Raw genomic sequence first — 17,834 nt, forward strand, 5'->3', positions numbered from 1 at the left:
CATAGGCAGCCTGGCCTCCTGGTGGGCCAGGCTGTCAGGCCGGCACCAGCCGGCCGCCATCAAGCGCCACAGTCCGGTGCGCCGCCGAGCGTGCGTAGCCCAGGTCATGGGTGACCAGCACGACGGCGGCGCCTTCCGCGGCTGCCGACTGCACGGCTGCATTGAGGAGGGCAAGCCCCCTGCCGTCCAGCGCGACAGTGGGTTCGTCCAGCGCCATGACGGCGGGTTTGCGGGCGAGGACGGTGGCGAGTGACAGCAGCCGCTGCGCGGAGGCCGACAGTTCTGCGGGGTGTTCCCCGGCCTGGCCTGACAGTCCTGTCGCTTCCAGTGCCGCCGCTGCGCGCTCCTCCGCCCCCGGGCCGAACAGGCGGTCCAGGCCGAAGCGGACCTCCCGGCCGACGGTCCGTTCGAACAACTGGTCCCGGGGGTGCTGGAACAGCAGGCCCACAGAGGCGGCAGTCCTTCCCACCGGCACTCCCCCGATGTCGGCCCCGCCGACCAGCACGCTGCCTGCGGTGGGACGGAGCAGGCCATTGAAGTGCCGCAGCAGGGTGGATTTGCCGGCCCCATTGGGTCCGGTCACGGCGATGATCTCGCCCGGGTGGACGGCAAGGTGGATGTCCTCCAGCACCGCGGGGAGGCGGTCCAAGGCTGCGGCTCCGAACGCCTGCCCGCGCCTTCTTCCGCTGGCAGGCCCGCGGCCCCAGGTCCTGCCGCCCGGTGCTGCGGGATAGGCAAAGGAGACGCCGCTCAGCTGCAGCGCGGCGGGTGAGCTGGGTGGCAGTGCGGCCGGCCTGGCCATGGACAGCACCGGTTCTTGTCCGGGACGCCGGATTGCAGCCGGCAAAAGGCTGGACTCGGAGGCCATGCGGTGGGGGTTGCCGCTGGCTACGGCGGTTCCGTCCTCGAGCACCACCCAGTGGTGCGCCTCCAGCAGCGGTGCGTCCATGGCCTGGCTGAGGATCACGACGGCGGTCCCGTCCTCCACGAGGCGGCGCACCAGGGCGGCCAGTTCCCGGGATCCGGCGGCGTCCAGGGACGCGAAGGGCTCGTCCATGACCACCACCGGAGGCCCCGGGATAATCGCGCAGCCGATGGCCAGCCGGCGGAGCTGCCCGCCGGAGAGCCGGCCCGGTTCCTGATCCAGCTGGCCGTCGAGCCCGAGCATCCCCGCGGTACGGTCCACCGCCGCGCGCATGGCACCCCGCTCCATCCCGGCATTCTCGAGGCCAAACGCCAGCTCTTCGGCCACGGTGGCCCGGACCGTGGACAGCACGGTGGCGGGATCCTGGGGTACGAATCCTACGTGGCGGCCCCATGAGGCGGGGTCGATCCGGGGGTCGTCCGCGCCGCCGTCGAACTCCAGCCGCGTGCCGGAGACCTCCAGGAACCCTGTGAGCTGTCCGTGTCCGCCCGGAGGCAGCCAGCCGGCGAGGAGCTTTCCCAAGGTGGACTTTCCGCTGCCCGAGGCGCCCAGGATGGCAGTGAAGGTACCGGGCGCGAAGGACAGCTCGAGGTCATGCAGGGCCGGTCCCGGGGCGTCATGGAAAGTGAAGTTCCGGATGCCGGCAGCCAGGGCCGGACTCCGGGTCGTGCCGGGACGGCCTGTACTGCCTCTGCCCGGGCCGCTGCCAGTCATCCGCTCAGGCACCTGCACCCGCCGGCACGACCCGGAGCACTATTGCGGCCACGGCTGCAAGCACGAGGATGATGCGCAGGATCCGCTGCGTCGTGGAATCGGCCACTTCCCGGTAGCTGGTCCGCGGCCCCGCGGCGGTGAAGCCCCGCGATTCCAGCGCGGTGGCCCGCGTTGCAGCGTCGTCCACCAGCGACAGCACCAGCGGGACGGCCTGCAGCCGGAAGGCGGCGGCACGGGAGAACAGGTTGCGGGAAACCACCAGGCCGCGCGATTCCTGGGCCTGCCGGATGCGGTCGGCGCGCGCGGCGATGGCGGGCAGGAGCGTCAGCGTGGACGCCAGCACGAACGCGAACCGGCCCTGCACGCCCTTGTCGGACAAGGCTGCCACGAGGTCCGGGACGCTGACGCTGAAGGAGAAGACCAGGAGGGCCAGGACTACAGCCGCCAGCAGCAGAATCCGCTGGACGGCGAAGCCAAGCCCCTCCGCCGTGATGCGGGCAGGCCCCCACTCGGCCAGCACGGTCCGCCCCTCGGGGAAGAACAGCCCGTGGAGCACCAGCAGCGACAGTCCGAGCGGGACCAGGACGGCGGCGGCCGCCGGGAACAGCCGCCGGACCGTGCCGCCTGCCACGGACAATCCGAGGCACGCCGCGATCACGGCGAGGGAAAGCGCCCAACTGGCGGCCGCCGTCGTCATCACTGCCGTGCTGCCTGCCGCGGCCAGCAAGGTCAGCGGATTAAGCCGCTCCCGCCTGGCTGGTGCGGCGGTCCCGGCTGCGGAACGTACGGTCACAGGGTGCGGTCAGCTGTTCAGTCCGGTGCCCGGCGCTGTGCCCTGTGCAGGGGTTTCGGTGTGGCTGCTGCCCGGCGCAGCCTGCTCCTTGCCGGCGAGCACCCGGTGGCGCCGGATGAAGGGGAACTGCTGGCTGGTCCTGCGCGGCAGGGCGTACACCAGGAGGGCCACGATGGTGAACACGATGGCTTTGTCCATGGGGTCCGAGAGCAGCGCCTGCTTGGTGATGGCAGCCAGGAGGGTGTCGCCCATCGCGCGGAAGGCACTGACGATCGCGCCGGTGGCCACGCCGGATGTTCCGCCAAAGACGAACGCGGCCACCGGGGCCGAGACCACGCCCGCGATGATGCCGGTGATGAATCCCGCCACGGGGGCCAGGTAGAAGCGGCGGAAGAGGCCGTAGCGCGCAGCGAGCCCGGCGAGGCACCCGATCAGGGCGGCGCCCGCGGCGAAAGGAAGCACGGTCGGGTTGAAGAAGGACCAGACGATGCTGCTGAGGGCGCCGGTGGCCGCACCCGCTGCCGGGCCGGCCAGGACCGCAATCAGCACGGTGCCGATGGCGTCGAGGTAGAAGGGAACCAGGGTGCTGCCCACGAACTGGCCCAGCACGATGTTCAGGACGAGTGCCACCGGGATCAGCACCAGGGTGGACGCGGGCAGGGTGGGCAGCACGGCGATGATCAGCAGGACCGCTCCGGCCAGGAATCCGGAGAGGGCGATCAGGGCCGAGGCGCTGCCCGGTCCGCCGGTGATGTCCGTGGGCTGGTTGAGGACCAGGTAGATGTAGGTGGCGGCAATGGCGAGGGCGCCGAGGATTTCCAGCAGCCGGCGGCGCGCGGGGCGTTCCTGGGATGGAAGCGTCAGGGAGGGCGATGACATGGTGTTCCTTTGGGTGCGGGCAGGGGCCCGGCTGGTCCGGGCTGGGTTGTCGCTGCCTATGTCACCTCGGCAGCAGCCGGCGGCAACTGCGCCGGGCCGGTCCGGAGCCCATTCTACTAACCCTTTGCCCCCGGCGGGCCGCCGCCAAACGCGGTTTGTTCCGGGACTGCCGGCTTTTCAGCCCACGCGCCGTGCCATGCTGCCGACGGCGGTAACGAGTTCACGGAACGCCTGCTCCGGGTTGTTGCCGGAGACGATCCTGGCGTTGGGCGGCGCTCCCCAGAGACCGCGGAAGTCGGCCACCGTGGTTCCGATCAGCAGCGGCGATTCCGTTTCGACGTCGGCCGTGGCGGGCCGGGCACTGTACTCGAGCGTGCCGGCGGCGACTCCGGCGGCGAAGAAGTCGTGGACGTGTGCCAGGTATCCCTGGTCGTAGAGCCGGTGGAACTCGAAGTAGAAGCGCAGGGCGTCGGACAGATGCCGGATCAGCGCGTTGTCCGAGGTGCTGCGCTGGCCTTCGGGCTGGTCCGGCAGCACGAGTTCGGGAACGCGGGCGCCGGCGGCTTCGGCCAGCGCCGCCACGTGGGCCGGATGCAGCTCCATCCGCTCCGTGGTGTCCAGCGAGCAGATGATCGGCAGCTTTTCGAAGGGCCGGCCGCGGTAGGCGGCGTAGACCTCCTTAACCGCATGCGGGTCCACGTGCGTGTTCCACTCGGCGGTGGGTGTGGTGTTGCCCTGGTGGTAGAAGGCGCCGCCCATGATGACCACCTTGGCCAGCAGGTCCGGGAGGGCCGGTTCCTTCCGCAGTGCCAGCGCGAAGTTGGTCAGCGGCGCGGTGATGAGGGCGGTCAGCTCCCCCGGCCTGGCCCGGGCATGTTCGATCCAGAGGTCGACGGCGTTCCGCGGCGAGAGCCGTCCTTCCGGTTCGGGCAGGACGGCATAGCCGATCCCCTGCGGTCCGTGGGTTTCCGGGGTGGTGAGCAGGGGGATGGACAGGGGTGCGCGGGCGCCGACCGCCACTTCGACGCCGCGCCGGCCGCACAATTCCAGCAGGGCGAGGGTGTTGCGGGCCACCTGGTCGGCATCCACGTTGCCGGGAGACGCCGTGACGGCCACGAACTCCGTGTCCGGCAGCGCCGCAAGGTAGGCAAGCGCCAGGGCATCGTCGATGCCGGTGTCGACGTCCAACAGGTATGCGGGCACGGCTGCCTAGAAGAGTGCGACCTTGGGGACCGGAGGGAAGATGTCGTCGAGGGCGGCGAGGTCTTCCGGCGTGGGAGTCCAGTCTGCGGCCGCGGCATTCTGCCGCACCTGCTCGGGCCTGGTGGCCCCGGCGATGACGCTGGCCACGGAGGGCTGTGCTGCAAGCCAGGAGAAGGCCACCTCGATCTCGGTGAGCCCGCGTTCCTTGGCAAAGGCGCTGAAGCTGCCCAGCTGTTCCCAGTCGGCGTCGTCCACCATGTTGGTGCGGGTGTGGCTCAGCCGTGAGCCTGCCGGGGCGTGCCCCGGCGAGTACTTGCCCGTGAGCAATCCGTTGGCCAGCGGGAAGTACGGCAGGACGCCGAGCCCGAATTCCTCCGCGGCGGGTGTCACTTCAAGTTCGGCCCGCCGGTCCAGGAGGTTGTAATGGTTTTGCGTGGAGATGAAGCGCGCGGTCCCCAGTTCCCGGGCCACGTACTCGGCCTGCGCGATCTGCCAGCCGGCACGGTTGGAGTGGCCGATGTAGCGGACCTTCCCGCTGGTGACCAGGGTGTCCAAGGCCGAGAGGGTTTCGTCGATGGGGGTCAGCGGGTCGGGGGTGTGGAACTGGTAGAGGTCGATCCAGTCCGTTCCGAGCCGGCGCAACGAGGCCTCGACGGCCGCGATGATGTAACGGCGCGACCCGCGGGCGCCGAAGTCCGGGCCGTTGGCGCCCTTCATGTCCATGCCGAACTTGGTGGCGATGACCACGCCGGCACGGCGGTTTCCGAGCGCCCTGCCCAGCATGGTTTCGCTGAGCCCGGGTTCGCGTCCGTAGGTGTCGGCAACGTCGAACAGGGTGATGCCGGCGTCCACCGCTGCGTGGACGACGGCGTCAGTGGCGTCCTGCGACTCGGTGGCGGTGTTTGCGCGGCCGAGGTTGTTGCAGCCCAGGCCAACGGTGGAAACGGTCAGGCCTGATTTTCCGACCCGGCGGTAACTGGTCACGAACGCCTCCTAAAGGCTGAAGCTGTTGGCGGGCTTGGCGGAATGCTTGAGCTTGAAATGTTCCGGCTCGTTGTAGGGCGCCGCGCCGATGCTGAGCTTGGTGAAGTCCAGGTCTTCTCCGCGGATGCAGACCTTGATGGCGTTGACCGCTTTGTTCACGTCCGGGCAAAGGCAGAAAATGTTGAGCTTGAAATCGGTGAATTCCGAGCGTTCCACCGTCCCGAGCCCGCGCCAGGCGAGATGGCTGATCAGGGCGTCCGTGGCCTTCTTCTGCAGGAAGCGGTCACGGTCGGTTCCCTCCCTGGTCTTTAAAGCGAACTGCGCCACCACCCAGGACTGCTGCTCGGCCGGGAGCTCGGCGTATCCGTCCTCCGCGCACTGGGCGGCGAAGGCGTCCAGCAGGCCGTCCGCCGCGGAGGCGTCGGCAACGTCGGTCTCCTCGGTTTTGCTCTGGTGCCCCACGGCACCGAAATTCATCACGAACTGCGAGTAGTCCTCGTCAAACCAGGCCTCCCGGAAGTGGAGGGCCCCTTCGTCGTCGCGCTTGTAAACCCTGACAATCCCGCTCATGTGCGTCCTTTGGCAAACCATTCAATATCGGAACCGTCGAAGGGCGCCTGCTGCGCCTTGACGGCGTGGTAAAGCTCGTCGGCAGCCGCCTGGATGTCCTCGATGAGCTGGGGCGGGTAGTTCATGGCCACGCTGTGGTCGGCGAACTCGTCCTGGTCGTCGATGAAGACTCCGCGCTGCGCGGTGCGGATGACATCCAGGTCCATGTCGATCACGTGGAACTCGGTGACGGCGGGCCGGATGTCGGTCCATTCATGGCCAACGGCCAGGTCCACGTAGACCCGGACGCCGTTGGGGTGTGCGGAGTCGTAGAACGTGGCCACCCAGTCGCCGTGGCGCGGCACCAGCAGGACGGCGTCCGAACGGGTGTAGAACGCTGCGCCCGGGCGGGAGCAGAATTCGTTGGTGCCCTGGAAAATCCACCATCCATGCTGGTCTTCGCCGAGGTAGCGGCCGGGCACCACCCAGTGCGCCTTCCCGTTCCATTTCCTGTTGCGGGAGACCACCAGCTGGCCGGGCTCCAGGACATTGGGTACGCGCGTGGTGGTGGTGTGCAGGACAGGCCCCGACTCCCCCACGGCGCCCGGGTACTTCAGCGCATCCTCTTCCCTCACAGGATCGGGAGGCTGCCGGTAGTGGGATGCTGCTGCCCCGGCAGGGGGCGCGCGAACGGAACCTTCGTTCCCAGGACCTGGGCGACGATGTCGTGCGTGATTTGCTGGGCTGTGAGCCCCACCCGTTCCAGGACCTGTCCGCGGGTGCCGTGGTCAAGGAACTCGACGGGCAAGCCCACCTCGTTGAGGGCGGTGTCGACACCGGCTGCCCGCATCTCCTGGCGGATCCGGGAGCCCACGCCGCCGGCGCGCACTCCGTCCTCGATGCAGACCACCAGCCGGTGGTGCGAGGCCAGCGCAATGATGGAGCGGCGGACCGGCAGCACCCAGCGGGGATCCACCACGGTGGTGCTGATGCCCTGCGCGCCGAGCCGGTTGGAAACGTCGAGGGCGAGCTCGGACATCGCACCGACGCTGACGATCAGGACGTCATTCTCGGTGGAACCGGACGGGCGGCGGGCGAGGATGTCCACGCCGTCACTAAGCCGTTCCAGGGCCTCCACTTCGGCGCCGACCGATCCCTTCGAGAAGCGGACCACGGTGGGGGCGTCGCTGACCGCGAGGGCCTCGCGCAGTTCCTCGCGCAGCCGGGTGGCGTCCCGGGGCGCGGCAAGGTGCAGTCCGGGGACGATCTGGACCATGGCCATGTCCCACATGCCGTGGTGGCTGGCGCCGTCGGGGCCGGTGACGCCGGCCCGGTCCAGGACGATGGTGACGCCGGCCTTGTGGAGGGCGACGTCCATGAGCAGTTGGTCGAAGGCCCGGTTGAGGAAGGTGGCGTAGACCGCGACCACCGGGTGAAGGCCGCCGAACGCCATGCCCGCGGCTGCGGTGAGGGCGTGCTGCTCGGCAATGCCGACGTCGATGACGCGCTCCGGATGCCTGGCGGCGAACTTGTGCAACCCCACGGGGATGAGCATGGCGCCGGTGATGCCGACGACGTCCTCCCGTTCGTCCGAGATGGCGGCGATCTCGTCCGCGAACACCGAGGTCCAGGACTGCGCCCCGGCTGAGCCTGTGGGCTCGCCCGTTTCGGGGTCGATAATGCCCACGGCGTGGAACTGGTCCGCCTCGTGGGCGCGGGCGGGCGCGTAGCCGTGCCCTTTTTCCGTCATGGCGTGGACGATGACCGGGCCGCCGTAGTGCTTGGCCGTGGAGAGTGCGTTCTCCATCGCCTGGAGGTTGTGGCCGTCCACCGGGCCGATGTACTTCATGCCGAGGTCTTCGAACATGCCCTGCGGCGCCCACCAGTCCTTGATGCCCTTCTTCATGGCATGCAGGCTCTTGTAGGTGAACTGGCCCACCGGGCCGCCGTTCTGCAGCTTCTTCTTCCACCAGTCGAGGGCACCCTCGTAGGCGGGAGCGGCGCGGAAGGAGTCGATGGTGGGGCGCAGCGACGCGAGGTAGTCGGCGAAGCCGCCCACGGTGGGCGCGTAGGAGCGGCCGTTGTCGTTGACGACGATGACGACGCGGCGCTTCTTGTCCGCGGCGATGTTGTTGATGGCTTCCCAGGCCATGCCGCCCGTGAGCGCGCCGTCGCCCACGATGGCGACGACGTGCCGGTCGCCTTCGCCGGTGAGCTGGCGGGCGCGGGAGATGCCGTCCGCCCAGGAAAGTGATGAGGATGCGTGGGAGCTTTCCACAATGTCATGCTCGGACTCGGCGCGGGACGGGTAGCCGGAGAGGCCGCCTTCCTGGCGGAGGGTGCTGAAGTCCTGGCGGCCGGTCAGCAGTTTGTGGACGTAGGACTGGTGGCCCGTGTCGAAAACGATGCTGTCACGGGGAGATTCGAAAATGCGGTGCACGGCCAGCGTCAGTTCCACGACGCCGAGGTTGGGTCCGAGGTGGCCGCCCGTCTGGGAGACGTTCGTGATCAGGAAGTCCCTGATCTCCGAAGCCAGCTGTTCCAGCTGTTCCTCGGTCAACTCGTTCAGGTCCTGCGGATTCCGGATTGTGTCCAAGATTCCCAATGACCCCTCCTTCGGGTGGTAGACGTGCCGTTTAACTCTAACGCCTCGTTTTGGCGGCGAAGCCCGCGTGCAACGCCGAAGCCCCGGCTGGTCGGTGACCGGCCGGGGCTCCGTCGATGCTGCTGCCTGCGCAGCAGTTCCCGCTAGTTCGCGGAGATCTGGCGCAGCACGTACTGCAGGATGCCGCCGTTGCGGTAGTAGTCCGCTTCACCCGGGGTGTCGATGCGAAGGACGGCGTCGAACGACTTCGAGGAGCCGTCCTCTCCGGTCGCGGTGACCTTCAGGGTCTTGGGCGTGGTGCCCTCGTTCAGGGCGGTCACGCCCTCCACCGAGAAGGTTTCGGTGCCCGTCAGGCCCAGGCTGGCAGCGTTCTCGCCGGCAGGGAACTGCAGCGGCAGGACGCCCATGCCGATGAGGTTGGAGCGGTGGATGCGCTCGTAGCTCTCGGCGATGACGGCCTTGACGCCCAGCAGGGCGGTACCCTTGGCAGCCCAGTCACGGGAGGATCCGGAACCGTACTCCTTGCCTGCCAGGACCACCAGCGGGGTGCCCGCTGCCTGGTAGTTCTGCGCGGCGTCGTAGACGTAGGCCTGCGGGCCGTCAGCCTGCGTGAAGTCGCGGGTGAAGCCACCCTCGACCCCGTCCAGGAGCTGGTTCTTGATGCGGATGTTCGCGAACGTGCCGCGGATCATCACCTCGTGGTTGCCACGGCGCGAGCCGTAGGAGTTGAAGTCCTTGCGCTCCACTCCGTTGGCCAGCAGGTACTGGCCCGCGGGGGTGTCGGACTTGAACGAACCGGCCGGGGAGATGTGGTCGGTGGTCACGGAGTCGCCGAGCTTCAGGAGCACGCGTGCGCCGGTGATGTCCTTGACCGGCTCCGGCTGCGCCTGCATGCCCTCGAAGTACGGGGGCTTGCGGACGTACGTGGAGTTCGGATCCCAGGCGAACGTGTCGCCGGCCGGGGTGTCCAGTGCCTTCCAGCGGTCGTCGCCGTCGAAGACGCCCTCGTAGCCCTTGGCGAACATGTCCTTGTCGATCGAGGAATCGATGACCTGCTGGACCTCGACCGGGTTGGGCCAGATGTCCTTCAGGAAGACGTCGTTGCCGGCTTCGTCCTTGCCGAGCGGGTCGGTCTCGAAGTCGAAGTCCATGGAACCTGCCAGGGCGTAGGCGATGACCAGCGGCGGCGAGGCCAGGTAGTTCATCTTGACGTCCGGGTTGATGCGGCCTTCGAAGTTGCGGTTGCCCGAGAGCACGGCGGTGACGGCGAGGTCGTTGGCCTGGACAGCCTCGGAGATTTCTGCCTCCAGAGGGCCGGAGTTGCCGATGCAGGTGGCGCAGCCGTAGCCGACGATGTAGAAACCGAGCTTCTCCAGGTACGGGGTCAGGCCGGACTTCTCGTAGTAGTCCGTGACAACCTTCGAGCCTGGGGCGACGGAGGTCTTGACCCACGGCTTGGCGGTCAGGCCCTTTTCGACGGCGTTGCGTGCCAGTACCGCGGCGGCCAGCATGACCGACGGGTTGGACGTGTTGGTGCAGGAGGTGATGGAGGCGATGGTGACTGCACCGTGGTCCAGTTCGAATTCGCGTCCGTCAGCCATCTTCACCGGAACCGGGCTGGAAATGCGTCCGGCGCCGCCGTGCGCTGCCGAGTACTTCGGCGGTTCGCGGTCGGTGTCCGAAACGTGGGTTGCGCCGGAGGTAAAGGACGGGGCGTCGGAGGCCGGGAAGGTCTCTTCGAGGGACTCGTCCAGGGTGCCGGCGTTGGCGTCGTGGGAGACGTAGTTCTTCAGGTCGTGGCGGAACTCGTCCTTGGCCTCGGTCAGCTCGATGCGGTCCTGCGGGCGCTTGGGGCCGGCGATGGACGGGACAACGGTGGACAGGTCCAGTTCCAGGTACTCGGAGAACTTGATGTCGCGGGAAGGATCGTGCCACAGGCCCTGTTCCTTCGCGTAGGCCTCCACGAGGGCGACGTTCTGCTCGGACCGGCCGGTGAGGCGCAGGTAGTCGAGGGTGACGTCGTCGATCGGGAACATGGCGGCCGTGGAACCGAATTCCGGGCTCATGTTGCCGATGGTGGCGCGGTTCGCCAGCGGCACCTCGGCGACGCCTTCGCCGTAGAACTCGACGAACTTGCCCACCACGCCGTGCTTGCGGAGCATCTCGGTGATGGTCAGCACCACGTCGGTGGCGGTGGCACCCGCGGGGATGCTGCCGCTCAGCTTGAAGCCGACAACGCGCGGGATGAGCATGGAGACGGGCTGGCCGAGCATGGCAGCCTCGGCTTCGATGCCGCCGACGCCCCAGCCGAGAACGCCCAGGCCGTTGACCATGGTGGTGTGCGAGTCGGTGCCGACGCAGGTGTCGGGGTAGGCACGGAGTGCCCCGTCCACCTCGCGGGTCATGACGGTGCGGGCGAGGTACTCGATGTTGACCTGGTGCACGATGCCCGTTCCCGGGGGAACGACCTTGAAGTCATCGAACGCGGTCTGGCCCCAGCGCAGGAACTGGTAGCGCTCACCGTTGCGCTGGTATTCGATCTCCATGTTGCGCTCCAGTGCGCCGGAGTTGCCGAAGGCGTCGATCTGGACCGAGTGGTCGATGACCATTTCGGCCGGTGCCAGCGGGTTGACCCGCTTGGGGTCGCCGCCCAGGCTCTTGACCGCTTCACGCATCGTCGCCAGGTCAACCACGCAGGGGACGCCGGTGAAGTCCTGCATGATCACGCGGGCGGGCGTGAACTGGATTTCTGTATCGGGCTCCGCGTTGGGATCCCAGCCTGCCAAGGCGCGAACGTGATCGGCAGTGATGTTCGCGCCGTCCTCGGTCCTCAGCAGGTTTTCAAGCAATACCTTGAGGCTGAACGGAAGGTTTTCTGCACCTTCAACGGAGTTCAACCGGAAAATTTCGTACTCGGTTCCGGCTACATTAAGTTTGCCTTTTGAACCGAAGCTGTCCACAGTGCTCATCGCAGGACTCCTCTCGCAACAGTTTCATCTTTGTCGCGCGGTTGACCGCCTGCTAGTTAGGAGGCCCTAACTATGTCCAGGGCCCGAAAATTGCACACGGCCGGCCCGGGAATCCGGGGCGCGACGTGGGACTACTACGGCCATCGTAGTCGAAAACACCGCCGGCATCACGGAGCCGGAACGAGCAGTGCCACTGTCTCCAGATGGTGGGTGTGGGGGTACAGGTCGAAGGCCCGCAGGCTGGCCAGTTCCCACCCGGAGCGCTGGAAGTAACCCAGGTCGCGTGCGAACGACGCCGGATCGCAGGACACGTAGGCGACGGCGCCGGGCTGTGCCGCGACCAGTTGGCCCACCACGGACTTGCCTGCGCCGGCCCGGGGCGGGTCAAGGATGAGGGCGTCAAAATTCCGTGGCTTTTGGCGCAGGACGCGCTCCACCCGGCCCTGCACCACTTCCACCTGGGGCGCCGCGTGAAGGTTTTTGCGGGCATCGCGGCTGGTTCCCGGCGCCCCTTCAACGGAGAGCACGGAGCCGGTCTCCCCCACGGCATCGGCAAGGACGGCCGTGAACAGTCCCGCCCCGGCATAGAGGTCGGCCACCACCGCGCCGGAGTGCAGGAAACCACCGTTCTGGAGGAATTCTGTGACACTCCCCACAAGTGTTTCGGGCGCGTCGCGGTGGATCTGCCAGAACCCTTCCCCGGTGACGCGGTAGTTGTGGCCTGCGGCGGATTCCTCGACCCAGGTGCGGCCCTTCAGCTGGGTGACGCTGCCGGTGAGGGGGTCGAAGCCTGCCACCGAAACGTCAGGGGGAAGTTGCGCGGCTATGGCCTTCAGCCGCTTGTCCTTGGTTCCGGGAGCCGGTGCCAGCAGCACCAGGGGGCGGGAGCCGTTCGCGGGGGCTGCCACCTCAACCCGCTCGACGCCCTGCAGGTCCAGGTCCCACAGGCGCAGTGCGTTGATGTCCTCCGTCGCCAAGGGCATGTCCCGCACGGGAACGATGTAACCGGAGCGGTGGGCATGCATCCCGAGTTTGCCGCCGGTGGTGACCGAAAAGCTTGCGCGGGTCCGCCACCCAAGGCCCCCGCCGCCGTCGGACGCTTCCCCCACGGCCCCCGTTCCGGCATCCTTGCCCACCGCTTCAACCTCGGTGCTGAGTTCGACACCGGCGAGGCGCCTTAGCTGTTCGGCAAGGACGTCCGCCTTGAGGCTGCGCTGCCTGGCCAGGACCATATGGCCGAATTCGGCCCCGCCCACGGGCGGGTGGCCGTGGCTCCAGGCCCGCAGGGAATCCGCCGGACGCCAGAAATGCTCCACCCGGTCCGGGGAGGCATCAAGCACCTCGATGGTGTCCGCGCGCCAGAACTTGGCGTCCTCCCCTGCGTCCGTCAGCCTGGCGCGGACCTTTTCGCCGGGGATGGCATGGCGGACAAAGACAACTCGCCCCTCGTGCCGGGCCACGCAGTGCCCGCCGTGGGCCACGGGTCCGATGTCGAGGACGGCCTCTTCGCCCGCGTGGCCTGCGGCATCCGCTTCGGTAGTAGCCGCGGAGGATGTTCTGGGGGTCATTGGACGTCCTGGAGGTTCTTTGCTTCTTCGGAGGATTTGAGCTGCCAGGGCACGCTTGCCACCATGACGCCGGGTTCGAAGTGCAGGCGGGTCTTGATGCGCAGCGCGGTCTGGTTGTGCACCAGCTGCTCCCACCACTTACCGACGACGTATTCGGGGATGTAGACCACCACGAGGTCCCGCGGAGAGTCCAGCCTCATCTGCTTGACGTATTCCATGATGGGCGTCACGGTTTCGCGGTACGGGCTGGCGAGGACAGTCAGCGGAACGGGTATTTCCAGCTTCTCCCAGTCGGCAACGGTCTGGGCCGTCTCCTCGTGGTCGATGTCCACCGTGATGGCGTCCAGCCGGGAGGGCCGGGACGCCCGGGCATAGGCCAGGGCCCTCAGGACGGGCTTGCGCACGTGGGAGACCAGCAGGACGGCGTGGACCCGGGTGGGAAGGGCACGCGGGGAGGAGTCCTCGTCCACGGCAAGTTCCTTGGCAACATTGTCGTAGTGCGCCCGGATGCTCCACATGATCAGGAAGAGGATGAACATGGCCAGCAGGGCGATCCATGCGCCCTGTTCGAACTTGGTGATCAGGACGATGACCAACACCAGGCCCGTCATGCCGAAGCCGATGCTGTTGATGGTCCGGGATTTAACCATCCGGCGCCGGACCGTCTTGTCCTTGGCGAGTTTCAGTTCACGCCCCCAGTGCCGGATCATGCCCAGCTGGCTCATGGTGAACGAGATAAACACGCCCACGATGTACAGCTGGATGAGCCTGGTGACGTCGGCGTCGAACGAGATGATGAGCACCAGCGCACCGGCCGCGAGGGCAAGGACGCCGTTACTGAAGGCGAGGCGGTCGCCCCTGGTGCGCAGCTGGCGGGGAAGGTAACCGTCCTGGGCAAGGATGGACCCGAGGACGGGGAAGCCGTTGAAGGCGGTGTTGGAGGCAAACACCAGGATGACGCCGGTGGCGGCCACCACGATGTAGAACGGAATGGAGCCGGCGCCGAAAATGGTCTGCGCAATCTGGCTGATGGCCGGATTCTGGATGTAGCCCTCAGGCAGCGGCTTGCCGTTGAGCAGGAACTCCGTGGCAGGGTCCAGCACGATGTGCACTTTGGTGGCGTTGGCAAGGTAGATGATGCCGGCCAGCATGGCGGCGCCGATCATGCCCAGGAGCAGCAGCGTGGTGGCCGCATTCTTGCTCTTTGGCGGACGGAAGTTGGGAACGCCGTTGCTGATCGCCTCGACACCGGTCAGTGCCGCGGCTCCGGAGGAGAAGGCCCGCAGCAGCAGGAAAGCGCCGGTCAGCCCCACCAGTCCTTCATCGAAGCCCGGCGCCGGGACAATTGTGAACCCGGCAGAAGGAGCTTCCCCCAACTGGCCGGTGGCCGCCTGGAAAATTCCCACGGCCGTCATGCCAAAGATCGAGGCCATGAAGATGTAGGTGGGGACGGCGAACACACTGCCGGCCTCCTTGATGCCGCGGAGGTTGACCAGGGCAAGGATGATGACGCCGATGGTGGCGATGGCGGCCTGCTGGCCGTGGAGCGACGGGACAGCCGTGGTCAGGTACGCCGCCGCGGACGACATGGACACAGCCACCGTCAGCACGTAGTCCACCAGGAGGGCCGACGCCACGGTCAGCCCCGCGTACTTGCCCAGGTTCTCATTGGCGATCTCGTAGTCGCCACCGCCCGACGGGTAGGCGTGCACGTTCTGCCGGTAGGAGGCGACGACGGTGAGCAGCACCACCATGACGGCGAGGCCCACCCAGGGAGAGAAAGCGACGGCGCTGACGCCCGCGAGGGCCAGGGTCAGCAGGATTTCGTCCGGCGCGTAGGCAACGGACGAGAGGGCATCCGACGCGAAAATCGGGAGTGCGATCTTCTTGGGAAGCAAGGTATGGGAGAGGCGGTCATTCCGGAACGGCCTGCCCACCAGCACGCGTTTGACGGCGTTCAGTATTGTCAACACCCCACAAAGCTAGTCTGAATCGCGGGCGATGTCATGACGGCGGCCGCCAGGCCTGAATGCCGGCGGGTGACTGTAGAGTTCTAGCTGCACAATCGTGACAGGAACACAAAGGAGAAACGGTGGCGCATTTCGTGATCATGGGATGTGGCCGGGTGGGGGCAACGCTGGCGCACACGCTGGAGGATGCCGGGCATTCCGTGGCCATCATCGACCAGGACGACCGCGCGTTCCGCCGGCTCCGCCAAGGGTTCACGGGCCGGAAGGTCACCGGTGTGGGCTTCGACCGGGACACGCTCAAGCAGGCCGGCGTGGGTGAAGCGTATGCCTTCGCGGCGGTGTCCAGCGGCGACAACTCCAACATCCTGGCCACCCGGGTGGCGCGCGAAACCTTCCATGTCCCGCACGTGGTGGCGCGGATCTACGACCCCGGACGCGCCGAGATCTACCAGCGCCTGGGCATTCCCACCGTGGCGGCGGTGCGTTGGAGCGCGGACCAGGTGCTCCGCCGAATCCTTCCCGAACAGCACCTCGCCGGCGATTTCCGCGAGCCTTCCGGGCGGCTGGTCCTGGCCGAACTGGACCTGGACGCCGGCTGGATCGGGCACCGGATCAGCAGCATCGAAAAGGCCGCGGACGTACGCGTGGCCTACCTCACCCGCTTCGGTGAAGGCCTGCTGCCCGATGCGGGAACGGCATATCAGGACGGGGACACCGTGCACGCCATGCTGCAGGTGGACCGCAGCGCCCAGATCGCCCAGATCCTCGCCAAAGCCCCCGCCAAGGAGTATCAGTGAAAGTCGTTATCGTCGGTGCCGGCAGCGTCGGATCGTCAATCGCCAGGGAACTGCTGGCGCACAAGCATGAAATCCTCCTGATCGACCTCAAGCCCGAGGTCATCGGCCGCAGCGGCCTGCGCGGCGCTCACTGGCTGGTGGGTGACGCCTGCGAGCTGTCCACCCTCCAGGGCGCCAAGGTTGAGGATGCCGACGTCGTGGTGTCCGCGACGGGCGACGACAAAGTCAACCTTGTGGTCTCCCTGCTCGCCAAGACCGAGTTCGGTGTGGGCCGCACGGTGGGCCGGGTCAACAACCCCAAGAACGACTGGATGTTCAACGACTCGTGGGGCGTCGACGTCGCCGTCAACACCCCGCAGCTGATGACCGCCCTCGTGGAGGAAGCGGTGGAGATCGGTGACCTGGTCCGGCTCCTCACCCTCCAGACGGGGGTGGCGTCGCTGGTGGAGTTCACCGTTCCCCACGACTCGCACGTCATCGGCATGACGGTCGGGGATATCCATTGGCCCGAGGACGCCACCCTGGTGGCCATCCTGCGGGATCAGGCACCCATCACGCCCAGCCGCGACGACGTCATCGACGGCGGCGACGAGCTCTTCTTTGTCACCACGATTGCCGCCGAGGATGGGCTGCGTGCGCTGCTGTCTTCGGCGCCGGGCAGCATTGATACGTCGCAGCAGGTGGCCAGCGGGACGGCCTCCGCTTCCGGGCACGGACCAACAATGGACGACGACGGCTTCGACGGCTAGTTGCCGCAGCCCCCGGTTTGCCGGGGGCTGCTGGGGGCTGCGGCGTCAGGCGGCTTGGCCGCCGCCTGCTTCAGCTTCGGCCGGAGCCGGCCGCGTGACGAGCCACGCGATCCAGACGCCCAGGATGTAGAGGGGCGCGCCCATGATGAGGCGGGTGGTGGCGAGGGCCGCCAGGCCATCGGTTCCCGCCAGGTACAGGGGAACCTGGACGATAAGCCGGAGCGCCAGGACGGCCACGATGATCCAGGTGCCCAGGCGGTAGGCCCTGACCCGGGCAGGGTCTTTCCGCCAGTCCACACCTTCATTGCGGATGAAGCCGAACAGCAGCCCGGCTATCGGCCACCTCACTGCAATCGAGAGGACCATCGCCAGGATATATGCGGCGTTGGTCAGGAAACCGGGCAGGTAAAAGTCTTCTGCCTTGCCGGTGGTGTTGGCCAGCCAGGCTGAGATGCCCACGCCGACAACACCGGCGAGGGCCTGGGTCAGGGGTCGCCGCTGAACGAGGCGGACGACGGTGAACACTGCTGCCGACACCAGCGCTGCCACCAGGGACAGGGGCAGTTCACGGGTGACGGTAAACGCGATCAGGAAGACCAGCCCGGGAACAATGCTCTCGGCGATGCCCTGCACCCCGCCGGCGCTGCGCAGCACGTCCACGCGGCCATCATGGGTGCGGTGCAGCCCGGCCTTGGCGGCGTATTCGGCGGCCAACCCCGCCATCGGCGATGGTTCCCCGGCCGGTGCCTTCCGGGGCGTGGAGCCCGGGGTCTCGGATGGGTCGGGCTGGCGGGCGGTCATTCGTTCTCCTCGCGGGACAGGATCTCGTAGCGGGGGTTGAAGATGGTGGGCAGGTCCTTGCCGCGGGCCAGCATGCCTTCAACCCGCAGCACGGCGCCGGCCTCGATGCCGGGGACCCGTCGTCGCCCCAGCCAGACGACGCGAAGCCGCGGCGCCCTGCGGCGCCCTGGCCCCAATCCCGGGCCTCCGGCGTCAGCATCGGCGAGCAGTGCGCTGAACTCGGCGGTCCGGTCGGCCGGCACGAAGGTTACCGATTCAACATGGCCCTCGCACAGGACGCGGCCCTTGTCCGGAAGCTGGTCGATGGGGGTGATCCCGGTGTCGCGAA

General features: G+C 67.7%; 15 protein-coding genes. 2 read left to right on the top strand and 13 right to left on the bottom strand.

Annotated features, from left to right (window positions below; translation table 11 throughout):
• Positions 1–34: 34 nt before the first annotated feature.
• From AC3IMC_RS12505 to AC3IMC_RS12555, 11 genes are all read right to left on the bottom strand, one after another.
• Positions 35–1,639: an ABC transporter ATP-binding protein gene (locus tag AC3IMC_RS12505; protein WP_490918870.1), complete on the bottom strand. Its 1,605-nt coding sequence runs from the start codon at positions 1,637–1,639 to the stop codon at positions 35–37.
• A 4-nt stretch (positions 1,640–1,643) separates the two neighbouring features.
• Positions 1,644–2,432 carry an energy-coupling factor transporter transmembrane component T gene (locus AC3IMC_RS12510; protein ID WP_490918871.1) on the bottom strand — a complete coding sequence of 263 codons (789 nt, stop codon included), beginning with the start codon at positions 2,430–2,432 and terminating at the stop codon, positions 1,644–1,646.
• Positions 2,433–2,441: 9 nt separating this feature from the next.
• Entirely contained in the window at positions 2,442–3,311 is an 870-nt protein-coding gene (locus tag AC3IMC_RS12515; RefSeq protein ID WP_490918872.1) for an ECF transporter S component, read from the bottom strand.
• A gap of 177 nt (positions 3,312–3,488) precedes the next feature.
• A complete protein-coding gene (locus AC3IMC_RS12520) occupies positions 3,489–4,514 on the bottom strand; it encodes a nucleoside hydrolase (RefSeq protein WP_490918873.1) in 1,026 nt (341 codons plus the stop codon).
• A gap of 6 nt (positions 4,515–4,520) precedes the next feature.
• Entirely contained in the window at positions 4,521–5,498 is a 978-nt protein-coding gene (locus AC3IMC_RS12525; protein WP_490918874.1) for an aldo/keto reductase, read from the bottom strand.
• A 9-nt stretch (positions 5,499–5,507) separates the two neighbouring features.
• Complete coding sequence (locus tag AC3IMC_RS12530) at positions 5,508–6,068, bottom strand: hypothetical protein (protein WP_490918875.1); 561 nt, start codon at positions 6,066–6,068, stop codon at positions 5,508–5,510.
• On the bottom strand, positions 6,065–6,682 hold the full coding sequence (locus AC3IMC_RS12535) for a DUF402 domain-containing protein (protein ID WP_490918876.1): 618 nt from the start codon (positions 6,680–6,682) through the stop codon (positions 6,065–6,067). The genes AC3IMC_RS12530 and AC3IMC_RS12535 overlap by 4 nt, the downstream gene beginning before the upstream one ends.
• The gene (gene dxs, locus AC3IMC_RS12540; protein WP_490918877.1) at positions 6,679–8,652 is read right to left on the bottom strand and encodes a 1-deoxy-D-xylulose-5-phosphate synthase; all 1,974 of its coding nucleotides are present in this window, start codon (positions 8,650–8,652) and stop codon (positions 6,679–6,681) included. Before dxs ends, AC3IMC_RS12535 begins: the two co-directional genes overlap by 4 nt.
• A gap of 143 nt (positions 8,653–8,795) precedes the next feature.
• Complete coding sequence (locus tag AC3IMC_RS12545) at positions 8,796–11,621, bottom strand: aconitate hydratase (RefSeq protein ID WP_490918878.1); 2,826 nt, start codon at positions 11,619–11,621, stop codon at positions 8,796–8,798.
• Between the two features lie 167 nt (positions 11,622–11,788).
• The gene (locus AC3IMC_RS12550; protein WP_490918879.1) at positions 11,789–13,189 is read right to left on the bottom strand and encodes a class I SAM-dependent RNA methyltransferase; all 1,401 of its coding nucleotides are present in this window, start codon (positions 13,187–13,189) and stop codon (positions 11,789–11,791) included.
• Positions 13,186–15,162, bottom strand: a complete 1,977-nt coding sequence (locus tag AC3IMC_RS12555) for an APC family permease (protein ID WP_490918880.1) — start codon at positions 15,160–15,162, stop codon at positions 13,186–13,188. The genes AC3IMC_RS12550 and AC3IMC_RS12555 overlap by 4 nt, the downstream gene beginning before the upstream one ends.
• A gap of 119 nt (positions 15,163–15,281) precedes the next feature.
• Here AC3IMC_RS12555 and AC3IMC_RS12560 point away from each other — a divergent pair, with 119 nt between their 5' ends.
• Positions 15,282–15,956, top strand: coding sequence for a potassium channel family protein (locus tag AC3IMC_RS12560; protein ID WP_461856589.1), 675 nt, complete (start codon positions 15,282–15,284; stop codon positions 15,954–15,956).
• Positions 15,953–16,705 (top strand): potassium channel family protein, encoded by a 753-nt coding sequence (locus tag AC3IMC_RS12565; protein WP_490918881.1) that lies wholly within the window; start codon positions 15,953–15,955, stop codon positions 16,703–16,705. The genes AC3IMC_RS12560 and AC3IMC_RS12565 overlap by 4 nt, the downstream gene beginning before the upstream one ends.
• A gap of 45 nt (positions 16,706–16,750) precedes the next feature.
• Here the strand turns inward: AC3IMC_RS12565 and AC3IMC_RS12570 are convergent, their stop codons facing one another.
• Positions 16,751–17,506, bottom strand: a complete 756-nt coding sequence (locus AC3IMC_RS12570; RefSeq protein WP_490918882.1) for a DUF3159 domain-containing protein — start codon at positions 17,504–17,506, stop codon at positions 16,751–16,753.
• Complete coding sequence (locus tag AC3IMC_RS12575; protein ID WP_490918917.1) at positions 17,503–17,811, bottom strand: hypothetical protein; 309 nt, start codon at positions 17,809–17,811, stop codon at positions 17,503–17,505. The genes AC3IMC_RS12570 and AC3IMC_RS12575 overlap by 4 nt, the downstream gene beginning before the upstream one ends.
• Positions 17,812–17,834 lie beyond the last annotated feature (23 nt).

The sequence above is a fragment of the Arthrobacter sp. E70 genome (genome assembly GCF_058266945.1).

What these genes read in the sequence shown, in the direction of transcription:
- AC3IMC_RS12505 (WP_490918870.1), bottom strand. Translation starts at nt 1,639, where the DNA reads ATGACTGGCAGCGGCCCGGGCAGAGGCAGTACAGGCCGTCCCGGCACG.
- AC3IMC_RS12515 (WP_490918872.1), bottom strand. Translation starts at nt 3,311, where the DNA reads ATGTCATCGCCCTCCCTGACGCTTCCATCCCAGGAACGCCCCGCGCGC.
- AC3IMC_RS12530 (WP_490918875.1), bottom strand. Translation starts at nt 6,068, where the DNA reads ATGAGCGGGATTGTCAGGGTTTACAAGCGCGACGACGAAGGGGCCCTC.
- AC3IMC_RS12545 (WP_490918878.1), bottom strand. Translation starts at nt 11,621, where the DNA reads ATGAGCACTGTGGACAGCTTCGGTTCAAAAGGCAAACTTAATGTAGCC.
- AC3IMC_RS12550 (WP_490918879.1), bottom strand. Translation starts at nt 13,189, where the DNA reads ATGACCCCCAGAACATCCTCCGCGGCTACTACCGAAGCGGATGCCGCA.
- AC3IMC_RS12570 (WP_490918882.1), bottom strand. Translation starts at nt 17,506, where the DNA reads ATGACCGCCCGCCAGCCCGACCCATCCGAGACCCCGGGCTCCACGCCC.